General features: G+C 39.6%; 14 protein-coding genes. 9 read left to right on the forward strand and 5 right to left on the reverse strand.

The annotated features are described in order from the left end of the window. Nucleotides 1-15 precede the first annotated feature (15 nt). On the forward strand, nt 16-2,307 hold the full coding sequence (clpA, locus tag F1325_RS05885) for an ATP-dependent Clp protease ATP-binding subunit ClpA (protein ID WP_102949390.1): 2,292 nt from the start codon (nt 16-18) through the stop codon (nt 2,305-2,307). A gap of 122 nt (nt 2,308-2,429) precedes the next feature. Here clpA and infA read toward each other — a convergent pair whose 3' ends face one another. From infA to trxB, 5 genes are all read right to left on the reverse strand, one after another. Continuing rightward, entirely contained in the window at nt 2,430-2,648 is a 219-nt protein-coding gene (infA, locus tag F1325_RS05890; protein WP_004244560.1) for a translation initiation factor IF-1, read from the reverse strand. Between the two features lie 339 nt (nt 2,649-2,987). Next, on the reverse strand, nt 2,988-3,680 hold the full coding sequence (gene aat, locus F1325_RS05895) for a leucyl/phenylalanyl-tRNA--protein transferase (RefSeq protein WP_109373507.1): 693 nt from the start codon (nt 3,678-3,680) through the stop codon (nt 2,988-2,990). Between the two features lies 1 nt (nt 3,681). After that, nucleotides 3,682-5,433 (reverse strand): heme ABC transporter ATP-binding protein/permease CydC, encoded by a 1,752-nt coding sequence (cydC, locus tag F1325_RS05900; RefSeq protein WP_109373508.1) that lies wholly within the window; start codon nt 5,431-5,433, stop codon nt 3,682-3,684. 2 nt (nt 5,434-5,435) lie between these two features. Then, nucleotides 5,436-7,205, reverse strand: a complete 1,770-nt coding sequence (gene cydD / locus F1325_RS05905; RefSeq protein WP_160230112.1) for a heme ABC transporter permease/ATP-binding protein CydD — start codon at nt 7,203-7,205, stop codon at nt 5,436-5,438. Nucleotides 7,206-7,345: 140 nt separating this feature from the next. Then, a complete protein-coding gene (trxB, locus tag F1325_RS05910; protein WP_109373510.1) occupies nt 7,346-8,305 on the reverse strand; it encodes a thioredoxin-disulfide reductase in 960 nt (319 codons plus the stop codon). A gap of 544 nt (nt 8,306-8,849) precedes the next feature. Here trxB and lrp point away from each other — a divergent pair. The 8 genes from lrp (at nt 8,850) to F1325_RS05950 (ending at nt 19,547) form a co-directional block, all read left to right on the forward strand. Then, nucleotides 8,850-9,344 carry a leucine-responsive transcriptional regulator Lrp gene (gene lrp / locus F1325_RS05915; protein ID WP_004244566.1) on the forward strand — a complete coding sequence of 165 codons (495 nt, stop codon included), beginning with the start codon at nt 8,850-8,852 and terminating at the stop codon, nt 9,342-9,344. Between the two features lie 243 nt (nt 9,345-9,587). After that, nucleotides 9,588-13,205 (forward strand): DNA translocase FtsK 4TM domain-containing protein, encoded by a 3,618-nt coding sequence (locus F1325_RS05920; protein WP_432277995.1) that lies wholly within the window; start codon nt 9,588-9,590, stop codon nt 13,203-13,205. Nucleotides 13,206-13,318: 113 nt separating this feature from the next. Further along, entirely contained in the window at nt 13,319-13,927 is a 609-nt protein-coding gene (gene lolA, locus F1325_RS05925; protein WP_109373511.1) for an outer membrane lipoprotein chaperone LolA, read from the forward strand. A gap of 7 nt (nt 13,928-13,934) precedes the next feature. Further along, the gene (locus F1325_RS05930; protein ID WP_109373565.1) at nt 13,935-15,284 is read left to right on the forward strand and encodes a replication-associated recombination protein A; all 1,350 of its coding nucleotides are present in this window, start codon (nt 13,935-13,937) and stop codon (nt 15,282-15,284) included. Between the two features lie 118 nt (nt 15,285-15,402). Next, nucleotides 15,403-16,692 carry a serine--tRNA ligase gene (serS, locus tag F1325_RS05935; protein WP_109373512.1) on the forward strand — a complete coding sequence of 430 codons (1,290 nt, stop codon included), beginning with the start codon at nt 15,403-15,405 and terminating at the stop codon, nt 16,690-16,692. A gap of 258 nt (nt 16,693-16,950) precedes the next feature. After that, nucleotides 16,951-17,982: a methionine ABC transporter ATP-binding protein gene (locus tag F1325_RS05940; RefSeq protein ID WP_244185061.1), complete on the forward strand. Its 1,032-nt coding sequence runs from the start codon at nt 16,951-16,953 to the stop codon at nt 17,980-17,982. A gap of 1 nt (nt 17,983) precedes the next feature. Continuing rightward, on the forward strand, nt 17,984-18,670 hold the full coding sequence (locus tag F1325_RS05945; RefSeq protein WP_109373513.1) for a methionine ABC transporter permease: 687 nt from the start codon (nt 17,984-17,986) through the stop codon (nt 18,668-18,670). A gap of 52 nt (nt 18,671-18,722) precedes the next feature. Then, nucleotides 18,723-19,547, forward strand: coding sequence for a MetQ/NlpA family ABC transporter substrate-binding protein (locus tag F1325_RS05950; RefSeq protein ID WP_109373514.1), 825 nt, complete (start codon nt 18,723-18,725; stop codon nt 19,545-19,547). Nucleotides 19,548-19,585 lie beyond the last annotated feature (38 nt).

The raw sequence follows: 19,585 nt of genomic DNA on the forward strand, positions 1-19,585 counted from the left end.
AAGGAGGAGGTGCTTATGCTTAATCACGAATTAGAGCTGAGTCTTAATGTTGCATTCGCGAAAGCCCGTGATAACAGACACGAATTTATGACTGTAGAGCACCTGTTGTTGGCGCTATTAAGTAATAAATCGGCACGCGAAGCATTGGAAGCTTGTAAAGTCGATCTAGCAGTCTTACGCGAAGAACTTGAAGTCTTTATTCGTAAAACAACCCCAATTCTGCCTGAAAATGTGGACAGAGAAACACAGCCAACGCTGAGTTTTCAGCGTGTATTACAGCGCGCTGTTTTTCATGTTCAATCATCAGGCAAAAATGAAGTCTCTGGCGCTAATGTGCTGGTGGCTATTTTTAGTGAACAAGAGTCTCACGCAGCTTACTTATTACGTAAACACGACGTTAGTCGCCTTGATGTCGTTAACTTTATTTCTCATGGCATTTCAAAAGAAGATCAACAAAACGAAGATCTTTCTGACATGAATGATATGAACGCACAATCTCAACAAGAGATGCCTCAAGGTGACGATCATATGGATAATTTTACCACTAACCTTAATCAGTTAGCGCGCCAAGGTAAAATTGATCCCCTAATTGGGCGCCAAGCTGAATTAGAAAGAACAATCCAAGTGTTATGCCGCCGTCGCAAGAATAACCCATTATTAGTGGGCGAATCGGGTGTCGGTAAAACAGCTATCGCAGAAGGGCTTGCATGGCGTATTGAGCAAGATGATGTGCCTGATGTGATGAAAGGTTACACGATTTACTCACTCGATATTGGTTCGCTATTAGCGGGAACAAAATATCGTGGCGATTTCGAAAAACGGTTTAAAGCATTACTGAAAACCCTAGAAAAAGATGAAAAAAGCATCTTATTCATTGATGAGATCCACACCATTATTGGTGCAGGAGCAGCATCGGGGGGACAAGTTGATGCTGCAAATTTAATTAAGCCTTTACTGTCAGGTGGTCGAATTCGCGTTATAGGCTCTACGACTTATCAAGAATTTAGCAATATCTTTGAAAAAGACAGAGCACTTGCGCGTCGTTTCCAAAAAATTGATGTGACTGAGCCATCTCCAGATGAGACGGTTTTGATCATCAAAGGATTGCGCCAAAAATACGAAGCGCACCATGATGTACGTTATACCAATAAAGCGATTCAGGCCGCGGTGGACTTATCAGTTAAATACATCACCGATAGACATCTACCTGATAAAGCTATTGATGTCATCGACGAAGCAGGTGCAAAAACACGTTTAGTTGCACCAAGCAAACGTAAGAAAACCATTAATGTCTCTGATATTGAGTCGGTCGTGGCTAAAATTGCACGAATTCCTGAAAAAACAGTTTCTAGCAGTGATAAATCAATGCTGAAAAATCTCGATAACCAATTAAAAATGTTGGTATTCGGTCAGGATCAAGCAATCCATGCCTTATCTGAATCGATTAAGATGAGCCGTGCAGGATTAAGCCAAGATAATAAACCCGTGGGGTCGTTCTTATTTGCTGGCCCTACGGGGGTAGGTAAAACGGAAGTCACTGTACAGTTAGCAAAAGCATTAAATGTAAAACTGTTACGTTTTGATATGTCGGAATATATGGAAAGACATACGGTCAGTCGTTTAATTGGTGCTCCTCCTGGTTATGTTGGTTTTGATCAAGGTGGATTATTAACAGACGCTGTCATTAAAAACCCATATTCTGTTGTGTTACTTGATGAAATTGAGAAAGCACACCCTGATGTATTCAATATCCTGTTACAGGTAATGGATAACGGTACATTAACTGATAACAATGGACGTAAAGCAGATTTTCGTAATGTTATTTTAGTGATGACAACCAATGCGGGTGTACGTGAAACTCAACGTAAATCGATTGGGTTTACAGAGCAAGATAACAGTACTGATGCGATGGTTGAAATCAAAAAAGCCTTCTCACCAGAGTTCCGTAACCGTTTAGATAGTATTATTTGGTTTAATGCCTTATCACCAGAAATTATATCTATGGTGGTGGATAAATTTATTGTCGAACTGCAAGTGCAGTTAGATGATAAAGGGGTATCGCTAGAAGTTAGCCAAGAAGCACGTCAATGGTTATGTGATAAAGGTTATGACAGAGCGATGGGCGCAAGGCCAATGGCGCGTGTTATTCAAGAAAACTTGAAAAAACCATTAGCTAACGAGATTTTATTTGGTTCTCTTGTTAATGGTGGTTCAGTTTCTGTAACACTAGATAAGCTGGCAGGCAAATTGAATTATGAGTTTGTTAGCCAAGAAAAACTAGCCAAGAATGAAGATACCGTTATCTAAGGATAGCGGTTAATCTCACTAAGCTATAAAAGCATACACCACAGGTGAGCATCAATAAATGCCTTGCCTGTGGTGTTTTTTTCACCCGTTATATGACCATAGCGGGAGAGAACAGATTGGGATCAACGGCTACGGAAGATGATACGGCCTTTGCTCAGGTCATATGGGGTCAGCTCAACGGTAACCTTGTCGCCTGTCAGGATACGAATATAGTTTTTACGCATTTTTCCTGAGATATGAGCGGTAACGACGTGTCCGTTTTCTAATTCAACGCGGAACATCGTGTTTGGCAGAGTATCCAGTACAGTGCCTTGCATTTCAATGTTGTCTTCTTTGGCCATCTAATCCTCTAAGTTTTAATAACCATATTTTTTAAACGGCAAGATAATGCCGAAAATATTGTCCTATGTAAAGGAATGTTATTGGATAGCAATGGTGTTCACCTTGCTATTGCACTTAACATCCTTACCGCAACTTGCGTTTTACTTTGCTAAAGTAAAAGTAATAACAGAAGTCGTAATTCTTTATTTTGTGGTATTTGTAGCAATAAAATAACAGCACCCAAACCACATAATGGGTGTGTAAGATAAAATTTTTGTATAAACCTTTTTGCATAAATAACAGAATGGCATTCTCGATTCTGTCTTAAATAAGAAGGGCTTTACAAAAACAAGCAGTGATTATAATTCCAACGATTGCTGATACCAACACTTTTTATCAATAATCACTTTTTTCCAACGAGATAACGCAACTAAATAATGTTCACGAGAGATCTCAGTGGCACCTAACGAGGCAGTATGAGAGTTTAGCACCTGACAATCAAATAGTTGACCCCCATAACGAAGAAAATGGTTATAAAAAGCAATAAAGGCACATTTAGATGCGTTATCTCTACGGCTAAACATAGATTCGCCACAAAAAACGGCACCCATGTTTACACCATATAATCCTCCAACGAGTTCATCACCTTCCCAAACCTCAACAGAGTGAGCCTCACCTAGTTGATGAAGCCCTTCATAGCCTGTTTTTATATCAGGGCCTATCCACGTACCTTCTTCACGTACAGAACAAGCCTCAATAACTGAAGCAAAGGCATGATTTAACGTGATTTTATAAGGCTGGTGCCGAATAAATTTACGTAAACTGCGCCCAATATGCAAATCACCAGCCGGTAAAACGGCCCTTGGATCAGGTGACCACCAAAGTGGTTCTTCATAAGGAAAGTACCAAGGGAAAATACCTGATTGATACGCAACACGTAATCGTGAAAGGGAGATTTCTCCCCCTATCGCTAATAAACCATTAGGCTCTTTTAAAGCTAAGTGAGGCTCTGGAAAATCTAAATCATTATCATCCAATTGAAACAACGGCATATTATGCCTCGTGCGTTGGTGTTAATAGAGCCTGTCTTTGATGAAATTTAGCATAATGCCCTTGTTGTTGTAACAACGAAGCATGAGTGCCTGTTTCAACGATTTTTCCGCCATCCATAACGCAGATTTTATCCATTTTATCTAAACCGTGAAGTCTGTGTGTGATCATTAATACAGCTTTACCTTGGCAATGCTGATGCAAGAGCGCAAGGATCTGTTGTTCTGTATCGGCATCAAGGCCTTCTGTTGGCTCATCAAGCAATACAAGAGGTGCATTATGGAGTAGGGCTCTTGCAAGTCCTAAACGTCGCTGTTCGCCACCAGAGAGCTGTCTACCACCATCACCCATCCATGCATTTAAGCCTTCATCATTTTCAAGTAACTGCCCAAGACCAACTTGCTGAAGAACATGTTTAAGTTCTTCATCTGTTGCCTGTTCTTTGGCCATCAATAGATTTTCTCTTAATGTGTGGCTAAAGACATGAACGCGTTGAGGGACAACGGACATCATTGAACGTAATGTCGCTTCATCATAATCAGCAATAGGCAAATTATTTAAACTGATAGTACCGTGAGTCGGATCAAAAGCCCGATTGATCAACTGCAACAGAGTCGATTTACCACACCCTGTTTTTCCTAGTAATGCAATGTGTTGTCCTGCTTCAATCGTTAAATCAACGTGATTGATGACTTGCATTGGTTGGGCTGGATAAGTAAAGCAAATATCGCGCATTGTAAGTGTGGCACGATTGTTTGTTTCTCCTCCTTTTTCAGGAAAAGTGACATCCGGTTTTTGCTCAATTAAATGAGAAATACGAGTTGCTGATGTCATTACTTGACCTAAATGCTGGAAAGCAACAGTAACAGGCGCTAAAGACTCAAATGCTGCCAATGCACAGAACGTAAATAAGGCAATTAACGCTTCTGGCATAAAACTATTGTCGATACCATCAGCCGCAAGCCATAAAATTAATGTTGCTGTTAGACCTGATGCGAGGATCATCAATGATTGCGATAAACCAGTTAAGTTTGCTTGTTGTGCTTGTCTACGCAGCCATTTAGCTTCAAGTTGCGCCAGATTTTGTCTAAAACGAGGTAATGCGCCAAAAACAGTTAGTTCGGCTTGTCCTTGCAACATGCTGGTTAATACTGTGCGGTATTGACCTCGTAAATCGGTGAGATCACGACCAATAGGTTTACCCGCGTAGTAGAATACGAAAGGCAAAACAATCAGCAAGGTAAGCATAATGCCACCTAGCGTATTGGCTAAACGTGCATCGATTAAACCAAGGCCAAACATAATTGTCATAATGACAACAAAAGCGGCAATGATAGGGGAAATAACGCGAATATAAAGATGATCGAGCGTTTCAACATCAGCAACTAAGCGGTTTAGTAACTCACCTTGACGAAAACGTGCAATTCCACCTGGTGAAAGAGGGAGGATCTTTTTAAAGGTGAATACACGTAGGTGCGATAATACGCGAAACGTTGCGTCATGGCTGACAAGCCTTTCAAAATAACGACCCGCAGTACGAAAAATTGCAGCACCTCGAACACCCGCAGCGGGTAGCATATAATTAAAACTATAAATACCCGCAAAACCCGCAAGAGACGTACCTGCTAAAAACCAGCCCGATAGTGTTAAAAGACCAATACTCGCCAGTAAAGTCAGAATTGCAAGAATAATCCCCAGCAATAACATAAACCAGTGACGGCGATAGAGCGCAAGAAAAGGAAGCAATACTCTCATGATTAAAGTTCCTCTTTACGATGAGCAAGAAGGCGAGCAAAAGTGCCGTTCTGTTGGCTTAATGATGCATAAGTGCCAGTTTCAATAATCTGACCTTTTTCCATCACCCAAATTTGGTCGTAACCCAATGTTTCTTCAAGTAGATGGGTAATAAGCAAGGTTGTTTGATTTAATGAAGCGTTATTAAGCGCATGCATGACACGTTGTTCACTATGAGAATCAAGGCTTGCTGCTGGTTCATCTAATAACAAAAATTGACAAGGCGACAATAAAGCACGAGCAACAGCAATACGTTGAGCCTGACCAACAGAAAGGCGTGCAGCACTATCACCAATAATCGTATTTAAGCCGTCAGGTAACTCATTAATAAAATCGCTGACATACGCTTTTTCAATGGCAAGATTGATTTGTTCATTGCTGGCATTAGGATTACTTAAGCGAATATTATCTAGCAAGGTTTGTTCTGGTAAATTAGGATTTTGACCAACCCAGCTTAAACATTGACGCCATGCTTCAGGCGAGAGTTGCGTCAATTCAACGCCATTAACTTTTAATGAGCCACGATAAGGTAAAAAGCCGAGTAGCGCATTTAATAGCGAGCTTTTGCCTGCACCACTTAGACCCACAATCGCAATTCGTTGATTAGGGTTAATGATAAAGTTTAATGGACCTGCGAGTTTGACACCTTGATGAGATAGAATTTCTAGTTCATGAGCTGTAATCTCAATACTTTCTGTTGTATTGATGCGCTCATTACCTGTGAATTGTGGTTTTTCACCATCAGCTTCTAAAAATTCAACCAGAGATTCTGCGGCGCCAATGGCTTGAGCTTTGGCATGATAGTAAGTTCCTAAATCACGCAAAGGTTGAAAAAATTCAGGGGCTAAGATCAGCGCTAAAAAGCCTGAGAATAGTGTGACACCTAAGCCATAACTACCGAAATTAAGTTCACCTAAGTAAGAAAAACCAAAGTAAACAGCCACAACAGCGATAGAAACAGCGGTAAAGAATTCCAATACGCCTGACGAAAGGAATGCCATTCTTAGCACTTCCATTGTACGTTTGCGGAAATCTTCTGTTGCTTCTGTGATTTGTTTAACTTCTGCATTACCACGGTTAAATAACCGTAATGTATCTAGCCCTCTTAATCTATCAAGGAAGTTACCACTTAAACGACCTAATGCGAGGAAGTTTCTGCGGTTAGCATCTGCTGCACCTAATCCAACTAATGCCATAAATAGCGGGATCAGTGGGGCGGTGAAAAATAGAATCAAGGCAGCAGCCCAGTTAACAGGGAATATGGTGATAAGGATAAGGATAGGCACAATAGTAGAAAGATACATTTGCGGAATATAACGCGCATAGTAATCTTGCATATCTTCTATTTGCTCTAGAATAATTGTTGCCCAACTCCCTGCGGGTTTGCCTTTAACCCAAACAGGACCTAGCTCTTCAAGTTTATCAAGCACAATTTTACGAATTTGTTGCCTGACCGCCATACCACATCGATAACCTACACGCTCTCTTATTGCCATCACTACAGCGCGTAAGATAAAAATACCAATAAGGGTGAGAAAGGTAGGTATATGCATATCACGACTCAGACTGTCCATGATAAATGCTTGAAGTAAAACAGCTAATAACCATGCTTGTGCAATAATTAATAAACCGCTTACAACACCTAGGATCATTGATAGCCGTAGCCATCGGCGGGCTGGAGCACTTTGCTGTTTCAGCCATCGAACCAATTCACTTTGTTTAGTTTTATCCATAAGAAAAGATTCAAATTTGCAGGTGAGATACACAGTATCAAAAGGCCAAGGGTAAGTAGTTATACGCTTTGGCAACCAGGTTAGTATGTTACATGGTAAAAGGCGCTACTGAAATAGCGCCTTGAAGGGAAGTGATGATTTTAGTTGGATTTTAGTGCGTCTAAGTAACGTTCTGCATCTAAAGCAGCCATACAGCCTGTACCTGCGGAGGTAATTGCTTGACGATAAATGTGATCCATTACGTCACCTGCTGCAAAAACACCCTCGATAGAGGTTTGTGTTGCATTACCTTGAGTTCCTGATTGTACTTTGATGTAACCATTGTCTAATTCTAATTGACCATCAAAAATAGCGGTATTAGGGCTATGTCCAATAGCAATAAAGACACCCATAACCTCTAATTCTTCGGTTTTATCGCTCTTAGTATCTTTTAAGCGAACTTTAGTTACACCCATATCATCGCCAAGAACTTCGTCTAAGGTGCGATCAGTATGCAAAATAATATTGCCACTGTTGACTTTGTCCATTAAACGGTTAATTAAGATTTTTTCAGAACGGAAAGAATCACGGCGGTGGATCAGATGAACTTCTGATGCGATATTCGCTAAATAAAGAGCTTCTTCCACAGCGGTATTTCCGCCACCGACAACAGCGACTTTCTGGTTACGATAGAAAAATCCGTCACACGTTGCACAAGCCGAAACGCCTCGGCCTTTAAAAGATTCTTCTGAAGGTAAACCGATATAACGTGCAGAAGCACCTGTTGCGATAATTAATGCATCACAAGTGTATTCTTGTTCATCACCAAATAGGCGGAATGGACGGTTTTTCAGATCGACTTTATTAATATGGTCAGAGATAATCTCTGTATTAAATTTTTCAGCGTGCTGAAACATGCGGTCCATTAATCCAGGACCTGTTAACCCTTCTGGGTCACCGGGCCAGTTTTCGACTTCTGTTGTTGTTGTCAGCTGACCGCCTTTTTCAACACCCGTAATCAGTACTGGTTCTAAGTTTGCTCTTGCAGCATAAACGGCGGCGGTATAACCCGCAGGGCCTGAACCTAAAATAATAAGTTTGCTATGTTTGATGGTGCTCATGTATACCTCATCTCTGATTAGGCGTGATGCGAATTGAGGGATTGTAGGAGAAATAAGACGTTAAAAAAAGCCAATGACGAGAAATAGACATAATATTTTAGCTATTTTAGCAATAGTTAATACTAATATAGTTTAATAATTATAGAGTTATATTGGGCTAACATCATCGAATTAACCTGAAACATTTTGCTTTACAATTGATGTTTATCTTGCGTATATAGAGAATAACATAGCGCCTTGTTCTGATTTTTACTCATTTGCTTTGACAATCCGCTGTACATTTGCGAAAACATGATTGTTAAAGATAATTATCCTCGGATGTTGTACGTATTATTTTTTAGACAGACAGGGCATAGGATAGTTACTTTGCGATATTTGCTAATGAGTATTTGGATAAAATAGAACTTTTATCTGGCATCAAAAGAAAATAGATTGGTAGTTTGCTCTGACCGTTTGATACCGAAGTTTCGACAGTGATGCTGAAGGTGTACAGGTATGGGTATAGGAAAATAAAGTAAGAGAAAAAGAGAAAGAGAGTATAGAGATGATTGATAATAAAAAACGTCCGGGTAAAGATCTTGATAGAATAGACCGGAATATTCTAAATGAGCTTCAAAAAGATGGTCGTATTTCAAACGTTGAGCTATCTAAACGTGTAGGTTTATCACCAACACCTTGTTTAGAGCGTGTACGTCGTTTAGAACGCCAAGGATTTATTTCTGGTTATACTGCACTGTTAAACCCACATTACTTAGATGCATCATTACTAGTATTCGTGGAAATCACATTAAACCGTGGTGCACCAGATGTTTTTGAACAATTCAATATGGCTGTTCAAAAACTTGAAGAAATCCAAGAATGCCATTTAGTTTCTGGTGATTTTGACTATCTGTTGAAAACTCGTGTACCTGATATGTCCGCTTACCGTAAATTACTCGGTGAAACACTGTTACGTCTTCCAGGTGTTAATGACACACGTACATACGTGGTTATGGAAGAAGTTAAACAAAGTAACCGTCTTGTAATTAAAACTCGCTAAGCCAACTTAATAGGTTGGTGCAAAGCAGGAAAAAGTTAGGTACACTCCTGTTTATGCATACAGTTTCAACGCTGGGATATCTCAGCGTTGTTCCGTTTTAATTCACCCTAAGTTAAACCTGGAGAGCCCTCTTTGAGCCAGGAATATACAGAAGATAAAAATATTCGTTTAACAAAGATAAGCAACCGTCGCCGTATTTGGGAGGCTATTCTCATCCTCATCGGTATTGGCGCTGTCTTTTTAATGGTTTCATTACTTAGCTTTCATCCCTCTGATCCTAGCTGGTCACAAACCACTTGGAATGAGCCTATTCAAAATTTAGGCGGTAGTATCGGAGCATGGTTAGCTGATATTCTATTTTCTGCATTTGGTTTACTTGCCTATGCAATTCCTGTCGTCGTGGTTTTTGGGTGCTGGAATTCTCTACGCTACCAACAAAACCGTGAATACACCGACTTCTTTTCCCTTGCACTACGCACGATTGGTGCTTTGGCTCTGATCTTTACCTCTTGTGCATTGGCTGATCTTAATTTTGATGATATCTATAATTTCAGCTCTGGTGGTGTTATTGGAAGTTTGTTTAGCAAAGCCCTATTACCGTGGTTTAATGTTTTAGGTGCTACTCTTGCCCTGTTATCTGTTTGGGCTATTGGCTTTACACTGTTTACCGGCTGGTCTTGGTTAACAATCACAGAAAAGATTGGTGCCGTTATTTTGGGAAGTGTTGGTTTTATTACCAATAGAGGCCAAAATGAAGCTGATTACGAGGATGAAGAAGAGGAAGATGATACTCAAGACGTTGTTACAGAATTAGCTGAAAATTTAAATCAAAAAGAAAATCAGCAATCTGAATTAGCAACAGAAGAGAGTGATGATATTTTATTTTCTGCGCCTTCAGCACTTGAGCTAGCTCGTCAGCAAGAGATAGACACATTACAAGTTAAAGCAGAACAAGAAGATGATTTGCTATCTTTCTCTGCAACAAATGACATAGCAGATGAACATGCGCAAACATTGACGCAAGCTGATCCTCTTGTGCCAGCAACGGTTTCACAACCAACTCATACAGAGGAAGAGCCAGAACATTACCGTTTTGATATTCCAGAAGCATTTTTGAAAAAAGAAGCTCAATCAGAAGTCAATGCTCCTTCAAGTTTCGCTTACTCAATACCAGAAAAGAATATACCTTCTGTGATGCCGTTTGATAATGAACCTATGGCACAGCCATCGTCCGTATCAACAGATAGTGTAATGCCTGCAGGCAGAGCTGAACCTACATTCTCGTTAGCACCTGATACAGACTCTTTAACACAAGCAGCTACAGTGGCAGCAACTAGTGCTCTTGTTAGTCATGGCTCTCAAGTTAAACAAGGATTAGGCCCTGAATTACCACGCCCAAATCCAGTGCGATTGCCAACACGCCGTGAGCTTTATGGCATTCATATACCTTCACAACGCGAAGCTGAATTGCGTCGTCGTGAGGAAGCCGTTCAATCTGAATCTGAAGATGAGTTAGCTGATATTCAAGAACAAGCGAATTTCGAACAAGAGTTGCGTCAGCAATTCCTCGAACAGCAACGCGAACGTTATGGTGAGGACGATAGTGCTGATCCTGAAGCTATTATTGGAGCCCATCAGCCAAATATTACAACACCATTATCTTCATTTAATCATCAACAAGATGATTATCGAGATGAACCAACGGTTACCGCGAATACGTTCTCTTCCACAGAAGAGAATAACAGCGATATTGATGAAGATGAGCAATATCAGCAACAATTAGCAGCACAATTTAAGCAACAATTGCAGGATCGTTATGGTGATGATGTTTCGTTAGATGATGACGAAGATGAGGTTTTACCTCAAATATCGACATCAGCACCTTCATTGCAAGCAACAACGGGTTATCAACCTCATATTCAACATTCATTCGCTTCACAATCAGCGCAACCGACTCAAACTATTGAGAAAAAAGTTGAATACCCAGCCAGCAATGCATTTCTACAAATTTCGCCTCGTGATGAAGAAGAGGAAGAATACATCCCTAAAATTGAGTTAGAAAGAGAGCTCACAGCATTAGAGGCGTTCTCGCCAATTGATGATCTATTGGATGAAGATCCGATAGAGCCAGTGTTTACACCGATTGTTTCAGAACCTGTTACGCCACAAGTTGCACCTCAATCACGTATTGAGCCTCAGCCTAATATGGCTCAGCATTTTGCACAGCAACAGCAACAGCAACAGCAACAGCAACAGCAACAGCAACAGCAACAGCAACAGCAACAGCAACAGCAACAGCAACAGCAACAGCAACAGCAAGAATCGTTAATTCACCCATTCTTGATGCGTAATGATAGACCATTGCAGAAGCCAACAACACCAATGCCTTCTCTGGATCTGCTAACAACGCCACCAGTAGAAGATGAGCCTGTTGATATGTTTGAGCTTGAGCGTATTGGTAAACTTATTGAAGCTCGTCTTAATGATTACCGTGTTAAAGCCAAGGTGGTTGGTATTTCACCGGGGCCTGTTATCACTCGTTTTGAACTTGAACTTGCACCAGGTGTAAAAGCTGCACGTATATCAAATTTATCACGCGACTTAGCTCGTTCATTGTCTGCTATTGCGGTGCGTATTGTTGAAGTTATTCCGGGCAAACCTTATGTAGGGCTGGAGTTACCTAACAAAAAACGTCAAACCGTCTATATGCGTGAGTTGTTAGATAGCGATGCATTTCGTGATAGCCGCTCGCCATTGACTGTTGTTTTAGGTAAAGATATCGGCGGTCAGCCAGTTGTTGCCAATCTGGCTAAAATGCCTCACTTACTTGTTGCTGGTACAACAGGTTCAGGTAAATCTGTCGGTGTGAATGCGATGATTATCAGCATTCTCTATAAAGCGAAACCAGAAGATGTTCGCTTTATTATGATTGACCCTAAAATGCTTGAGCTTTCGGTTTATGAAGGTATTCCACATCTTCTAACAGAAGTGGTTACCGATATGAAAGATGCCGCAAGTGCTCTGCGTTGGAGTGTGGCTGAAATGGAACGCCGTTATAAACTGATGTCGGCATTAGGTGTGCGTAATCTTGCAGGTTATAACGAAAGAATTAAAGAAGCAGAAGCGATGGGACGCCCAATTCCAGATCCATTCTGGAAACCAACAGACAGTATGGCAACAGAAATGCCAACGTTGGAAAAAGAGCCTTATATCGTGGTTGTTGTTGATGAATTTGCTGATTTAATGATGACAGCAGGTAAGAAAGTTGAAGAATTGATTGCACGTTTAGCACAAAAAGCGCGTGCTGCGGGTATTCACCTTGTGCTTGCAACGCAAAGACCTTCCGTTGATATCATTACTGGGTTAATTAAAGCCAATATTCCTAGTCGTATTGCGTTTACTGTATCGAGTAAAATCGACTCTCGAACTATCTTAGACCAAGGTGGTGCAGAATCATTACTAGGTATGGGGGATATGCTTTATGCACCTAATGGTTTTGTACCTGAGCGTGTTCACGGTGCTTTTGTGAGTGATGATGAAGTTCATGCAGTCGCAACCGACTGGAAAGCACGCGGTCGTCCTCAGTATATTGAAGCTATTACTAAATGCAGTGAAGAAGGTGAAGGTAATAGTGGTGGTGGATATGACGATGGCGAAGAGCTTGATCCGTTATTTGACCAAGCTGTAGAATTTGTTGTTGAAAAACAACGTGTTTCTATTTCTGGAGTGCAACGTCAATTTAGAATTGGCTATAATCGTGCAGCAAGAATTGTGGAACAAATGGAAATGCAAGGTATTGTCAGTGCGCCAAATCACAACAATACGCGTGATGTCCTTTCGTCGCCACCTTCAGATATGTAATATCTTGAAAACACAGTTATCAGCTAATGAGATAGCATGATAATCTGCACAACATCATCAATAATTTATACGCCGACATTATGTCGGCGTTATCTCATGCCGAGGCTTGTAGAATGAAAAAAGTATTATTTGCAGTGTGTGCGATGACATTATTTAGTAGCCAAGCCGCTTGGGCTGATGCACGTCAGGATTTGCAACAACGATTAAATAAAGTAAATAGTTTTCAAGCAAACTTTAGTCAAACCGTGACCAGCAATGAAGGCTCACTTATCCAAAAAGGGGAAGGCAGTTTAAAAGTACAACGCCCTGATTTGTTTAATTGGCACATGACAGCACCAGATGAGAGCACGTTGATCTCTGATGGTAAAACATTGTGGTTTTACAATCCTTTTGTCGAGCAAGTTACAGCAACTTGGCTGGAAAGTGCCACAACCAATACGCCTTTTATGCTGATCGCCCGTAATGACAGTAAAGAGTGGCAAAACTATGACGTGAAACAGTCTGGTGATCGTTTTGAGTTAACACCTAAAGTAGAAAATAACTTAAAACATTTTACGATAACTGTATTACCTAACGGACAAATTCAGCAATTTGCAGCTACAGAACAAGACGGTCAAGTAAGCAATTATCAATTGACTGCACAGACTGCCGCACCAATCGATGCATCCGCGTTTCGCTTTACTCCTCCTGCGGGTGTGACTGTGGATGACCAACGTCAGTGAGGATATTTTGAGTAATTTATCACTCGATTTTTCACGCAATGAGTTCCAACCTTTAGCCGCAAGAATGCGACCTGAAACGTTGGAACAATATATCGGACAAACTCATTTACTTGCCGAAGGTAAACCATTACCTCGAGCGATTAAAGCGGGTCAATTGCATTCCATGATCTTATGGGGACCTCCTGGTACGGGTAAAACCACCCTTGCTGAGATCATTGGTCGCTATGCGCAAGCTGATATAGAACGATTATCTGCGGTGACATCGGGTATTAAAGAAATTAGAGAATCTATTGAAATTGCGCGCCAAAACCGCAATGCAGGGCGTAGAACGATCCTGTTCGTTGATGAAGTTCATCGTTTTAATAAGAGTCAACAAGATGCTTTTTTGCCTCATATTGAAGATGGCACAATCACTTTTATTGGCGCAACAACAGAAAATCCCTCTTTTGAATTAAATTCAGCATTGTTATCCAGAGCAAGAGTTTATCTATTACGTTCATTAACCGAAGCTGATATTGAGCAAGTACTACAACAAGCGCTGGACGATCCTGAACGGGGTTTAGGCGGACGTAATATTATTCTGCCAGATGATACACGCAAAATGATTGCACAATTGGTTAATGGTGATGCGCGCCGTTCATTAAATTTGCTTGAAATGATGGCGGATATCGCTGAAGTTGATAAACAAGGAAAACGAGTATTAACACCAGCATTACTGACAGAAATCAGTGGTGAACGAAGTGCTCGTTTTGATAATAAAGGTGATCGCTTTTACGATCTTATCTCTGCATTGCATAAATCAGTCAGGGGATCAGCGCCTGATGCTGCTCTTTATTGGTATGCAAGGATCATAACAGCCGGCGGTGATCCGCTTTATGTTGCTCGTCGCTTATTGGCGATTGCATCAGAAGATGTGGGAAACGCCGATCCTCGTGCTATGCAAGTGGCAATAGCTGCATGGGATTGTTTCACGCGTGTTGGTCCCGCAGAAGGTGAGCGCGCTATTGCTCAAGCAATTGTATATCTGGCTTGTGCTCCCAAAAGTAATGCTGTTTATACTGCATTTAAAGCAGCCATTGCTGATGCTAAAAGTAAACCTGATTATGATGTACCTGAGCATTTGCGTAATGCACCAACAAAATTAATGAAAGAAATGGGGCTTGGTGCTGAATATCGGTACGCTCATGATGAGCCTAATGCTTATGCTGCTGGTGAGGTCTATTTTCCTAAAGAAATGGCTGATACACAGTACTATTACCCAGTGAAAAGAGGGTTAGAGATCAAGCTTGCAGAGAAATTAGACTGGCTTGCTCAACAAGATCAAAATAGTACGACAAAACGCTATCGCAAAATGTAAAGATGCGGTAAGGTTATTCAATTATCATTAATTTCTTAACTATGCCTTGTCTCAGATATCTTTTTTATAAGATAGGAGAGAAGGTTTTTATTAATCTATCAATAAGCACAGGATAAGCATGCTCGATCCAAATCTACTGCGTAATGAGCTAGACGCGGTCGCCGAAAAACTAGCTCGCAGGGGATTCATCCTCAATGTGGAAAAAATTCGTCAACAAGAAGAACGCCGTAAGGTGTTACAGGTTGAAACTGAATCCCTGCAAGCAGAACGTAATTCCCGATCGAAGTCCATTGGTGCGGCAAAAGCGCGTGGTGAAGATATTGAGCCACTTCGTCAAGAAGTTAACCTGTTAGGTGAAAAACTTGAAGCTGCAAAAGCCGAACTTGAAGTGCTTCAAGCGGAAATTCGTGATTACGTTTTAACTATCCCAAATATGCCAGATGATGCTGTTCCAAATGGCAAAGATGACAGCGAAAACGTTGAAGTTTCTCGTTGGGGCACACCAAAAACTTATGATTTTGAATTAAAAGATCATGTGACTTTAGGTGAGCTAACAGATGGTTTAGATTTTGCTTCTGCGGTAAAAATTACCGGTTCACGTTTTGTTGTGATGAAGGGGCAAGTTGCACGTTTACATCGTGCTATTACACAATTTATGTTGGATCTGCACACAGAAGAGCACGGCTACCAAGAAATGTATGTTCCTTACTTGGTTAACCACGCAACTCTGTACGGTACAGGCCAGTTACCTAAATTTAGTGAAGACTTATTCCACACTAAACCGTTAGAAGAAGAAGCAGAAAGCCAATATGCACTTATTCCAACAGCGGAAGTGCCTGTGACAAATATGGTAAGAGACGTCATTCTTGAAGAAGACGACTTGCCATTGAAAATGACAGCTCACACACCATGTTTCCGTTCAGAAGCAGGCTCTTATGGTCGTGATACTCGTGGTTTAATTCGTATGCACCAATTTGATAAAGTTGAGCTAGTTCAAATCGCTCATCCTGAAAAATCAATGGAAGCATTAGAAGAGCTGACTGGTCACGCTGAAAAAGTGCTGCAATTGCTGAATCTACCTTATCGTAAAGTTGTGCTTTGCACTGGCGATATGGGCTTCGGTTCACGTAAAACTTACGACTTAGAAGTTTGGGTTCCGGCTCAAAATACTTACCGTGAGATCTCTTCATGCTCAAATATGTGGGATTTCCAAGCTCGTCGTATGCAAGCACGCTTCCGTTCTAAAGGTGATAAGAAAATACAACTTGTTCATACCTTAAATGGTTCGGGTTTAGCAGTAGGTCGTACTTTAGTTGCAATTATGGAAAACTATCAAATGGCTGATGGCCGTATTGAAATTCCAGAAGTGTTACGCCCATACATGAAAGGTTTAGAATATATCGGTTAATTATTATCTAATTAATTGATTATTGATAAAAGAAACCTCTGCTTAGGCAGGGGTTTTTTATTACCCGAGTAAAATATTTATCACTAATAATTTGCTTTATATTACCTATTAAACCCAAATAATTAGATTATTATAGAGTTAAAAATTAGCAAAGAGAGCATTATAAATAATTTAATTCTAAGGTATTCCATTTTTATTTTTTATATTTTCATTCCCACCTTGACAATTTCTCTCATTGACATTAATTTGGATTTCTAGATGTTTAGCCGTCTGGATTTCTATTTAATGGGTGAGTTGATTAAAATGATAACACTAAAAAATGTCAGCAAAATTTATCAGCGAGGGAAAAAGCAAACTATTGCTGTTGATGATATTAATTTGAATATTGAACAGGGAGATATCTTTGGCATCATTGGTTATAGCGGTGCTGGGAAAAGTAGCTTAATTCGTTTATTGAATCGTTTAGAGCCTGTAACAAAGGGGGAAGTGATTGTTGGTAAATACAACATTACCACCAGCAGTGAACGTGAGATCCGTAAAATCCGCCACTCAATTGGTATGATATTTCAACATTTCAATTTGCTGTGGTCACGTACAGTTAGAGAGAATATTGAATTTCCACTTGAAATTTCAGGGTTAGATAAGAAGCAACGTTTTCAACGTGCGAGTGAATTAATGGAGTTAGTTGGGCTTGCTGATAAAGCTGATGAATATCCATCAACATTAAGTGGTGGGCAAAAACAACGTGTTGGTATTGCTAGAGCGCTGGCAAATAATCCTGATGTTTTATTATGTGATGAAGCAACATCTGCATTAGATCCAAAAACAACACAAACAATTTTAGCACTGCTCGCTGAAATTAATCAAAAAATGAATATTACGATTGTGTTGATCACGCATGAAATGCAAGTTGTAAAAGCGATATGCAATAAAGTAGCCGTTATTGAGCAAGGAAAAATAATTGAACAAGGCGAAGTAGTAAAAATATTTAACCAACCAAAACATAAAGTGACACAACAGTTTTTATCACAATCAGTACATGTAACAGATAACAGTGATGATATTGAGAATATAAAGCAGCAAAGCACAGTAATAAAACTGTTACTGCAAGAAGGTAAAAAATATGACTATTTACTTTATGATTTAATTTCTAAATTTAATGATCCAGTTAATTTAATAAAAGGCAGTTTTTCACAAGAAAACGGGTTTATTTATTTACAGCTAAATAATAAATCGGATGAAATCATCCAATATCTTGAGAATAATAAATTTGATATAGCGGTCGTGTGATATGGATGAAATACAAAGTTGGTTTAATAGCTATTTACCTCATTTAAAACTCAATGTACTCGGTGAAGAAACATTAAATACATTATATATGACACTGGTTTCTGGTGCATTATCCTGCTTATTAGGGATCTTAATTGGCGTGGCATTATTTTTAACAGCAAAAGAGGGTTATAAAGAACATATTTCTATATATAGAATGCTCTCATTTATTGTAAATATTTTTAGAGCCGTTCCTTTTATTATTTTAATTATTTTATTGTTCCCTTTTACTAAATTAATTGTGGGAACCATATTAGGTGTTAATGCAGCACTACCTGCATTAGTGATTTCAGCCGCTGCTTTTTATGCTCGATTGGTTGAATTAGCATTACGTGAAGTAGATAAAGGCGTTATAGAAGCAAGTCTCTCAATGGGTGCTAATTTGCCTACACTAATATTTAAAGTGTTATTGCCAGAATCATCACCTGCACTTATTTCTGGCTTAACCGTCACGTTGATTTCTTTAGTGGGTGGAACCGCAGTTGCAGGCGCAATTGGGGCGGGTGGACTGGGCAACTTAGCTTATTTAGAAGGATTCCAACGCAGTCATCTTGATGTGGTTTGGGCTGCGACTTTAGTGATTTTATTTATTGTATTATGCATTCAGTTATTAGGAGATAGTGTTGTAAGAAATATAGATAAACGCTAATTAAAGAATTAATTCAATTAAAAATCAAATTTAAAAAAATAAGGTTATAACAATGAAATTAACAGTATTTAAAAAACTGGGATCACTGCTACTTATTAGTCTAGCACTCTCTGCTTGCAAACCATCAGATGAAAAATCAAAGAATAAATTAATTATCGGCGCATCAAGTACACCGCATGCAGAAATTTTAGAATTTATTAAACCGCAGTTAGCAAAAGAAGGGCTAGAGTTAGATATTCGAATTTTTAATGATTATATTATTCCAAACCAAGCATTAGCCGAAAAAGAATTAGATGCTAACTTTTTCCAACATGTACCTTATTTAAATAAAACACTAGCAGATCACCCTGATTGGAAATTAATTTCTGCGGGAGCTGTACATATGCATCCATATCGTTTTTTCTCGCAAAAATATAAAAGTCTGCAAGATTTACCTAATGGTGCAAAAATGATTAGTAGTAATAACTTGGCACAACATGGACATATATTAAAACTATTCCAAGATGAGGGCTTAATTAAATTACGTGATGGCATCGATCCTGATGATTCTACAATTGATGATATTGTAGAAAATCCTCGTAATATTAAGTTTTTATTTACCTATGATGGTCCATTGTTGCCACAAATTTATAAAAATGGTGAAGCAGATGTCGCTTCTATTGATGGGCACTTTGCCATTAATGCGGGATTAGACTTAACCAAAGAAGTGATTTATACAGAGCCTGCGGCTAACAGTAAGTTTGCCAATGTGGTTGTTATAAGAGAAGAAGATAAAAACGATCCACGTATTGCTAAATTAATGGTACAGCTAAAAGCGCCTGAAACCAAAAAATTTATTTTGGATACCTTTAAAGGCGAAGCAGTTCCTGTTCCATAATTAGTCTATTTTTAAATTAATGTATCAAAGAGTGGTGT

The sequence above is a fragment of the Proteus columbae genome (assembly GCF_009914335.1).
GTDB lineage: Bacteria > Pseudomonadota > Gammaproteobacteria > Enterobacterales > Enterobacteriaceae > Proteus.

Excerpts from the sequence above, each read along its gene's own strand:
- clpA (WP_102949390.1), top strand. The coding sequence starts at position 16 with ATGCTTAATCACGAATTAGAGCTGAGTCTTAATGTTGCATTCGCGAAA.
- infA (WP_004244560.1), bottom strand. The coding sequence starts at position 2,648 with ATGGCCAAAGAAGACAACATTGAAATGCAAGGCACTGTACTGGATACT.
- aat (WP_109373507.1), bottom strand. The coding sequence starts at position 3,680 with ATGCCGTTGTTTCAATTGGATGATAATGATTTAGATTTTCCAGAGCCT.
- cydC (WP_109373508.1), bottom strand. The coding sequence starts at position 5,433 with ATGAGAGTATTGCTTCCTTTTCTTGCGCTCTATCGCCGTCACTGGTTT.
- cydD (WP_160230112.1), bottom strand. The coding sequence starts at position 7,205 with ATGGATAAAACTAAACAAAGTGAATTGGTTCGATGGCTGAAACAGCAA.
- trxB (WP_109373510.1), bottom strand. The coding sequence starts at position 8,305 with ATGAGCACCATCAAACATAGCAAACTTATTATTTTAGGTTCAGGCCCT.
- lrp (WP_004244566.1), top strand. The coding sequence starts at position 8,850 with ATGATTGATAATAAAAAACGTCCGGGTAAAGATCTTGATAGAATAGAC.
- F1325_RS05920 (WP_432277995.1), top strand. The coding sequence starts at position 9,588 with ATGGTTTCATTACTTAGCTTTCATCCCTCTGATCCTAGCTGGTCACAA.
- lolA (WP_109373511.1), top strand. The coding sequence starts at position 13,319 with ATGAAAAAAGTATTATTTGCAGTGTGTGCGATGACATTATTTAGTAGC.
- serS (WP_109373512.1), top strand. The coding sequence starts at position 15,403 with ATGCTCGATCCAAATCTACTGCGTAATGAGCTAGACGCGGTCGCCGAA.
- F1325_RS05940 (WP_244185061.1), top strand. The coding sequence starts at position 16,951 with ATGTTTAGCCGTCTGGATTTCTATTTAATGGGTGAGTTGATTAAAATG.
- F1325_RS05945 (WP_109373513.1), top strand. The coding sequence starts at position 17,984 with ATGGATGAAATACAAAGTTGGTTTAATAGCTATTTACCTCATTTAAAA.
- F1325_RS05950 (WP_109373514.1), top strand. The coding sequence starts at position 18,723 with ATGAAATTAACAGTATTTAAAAAACTGGGATCACTGCTACTTATTAGT.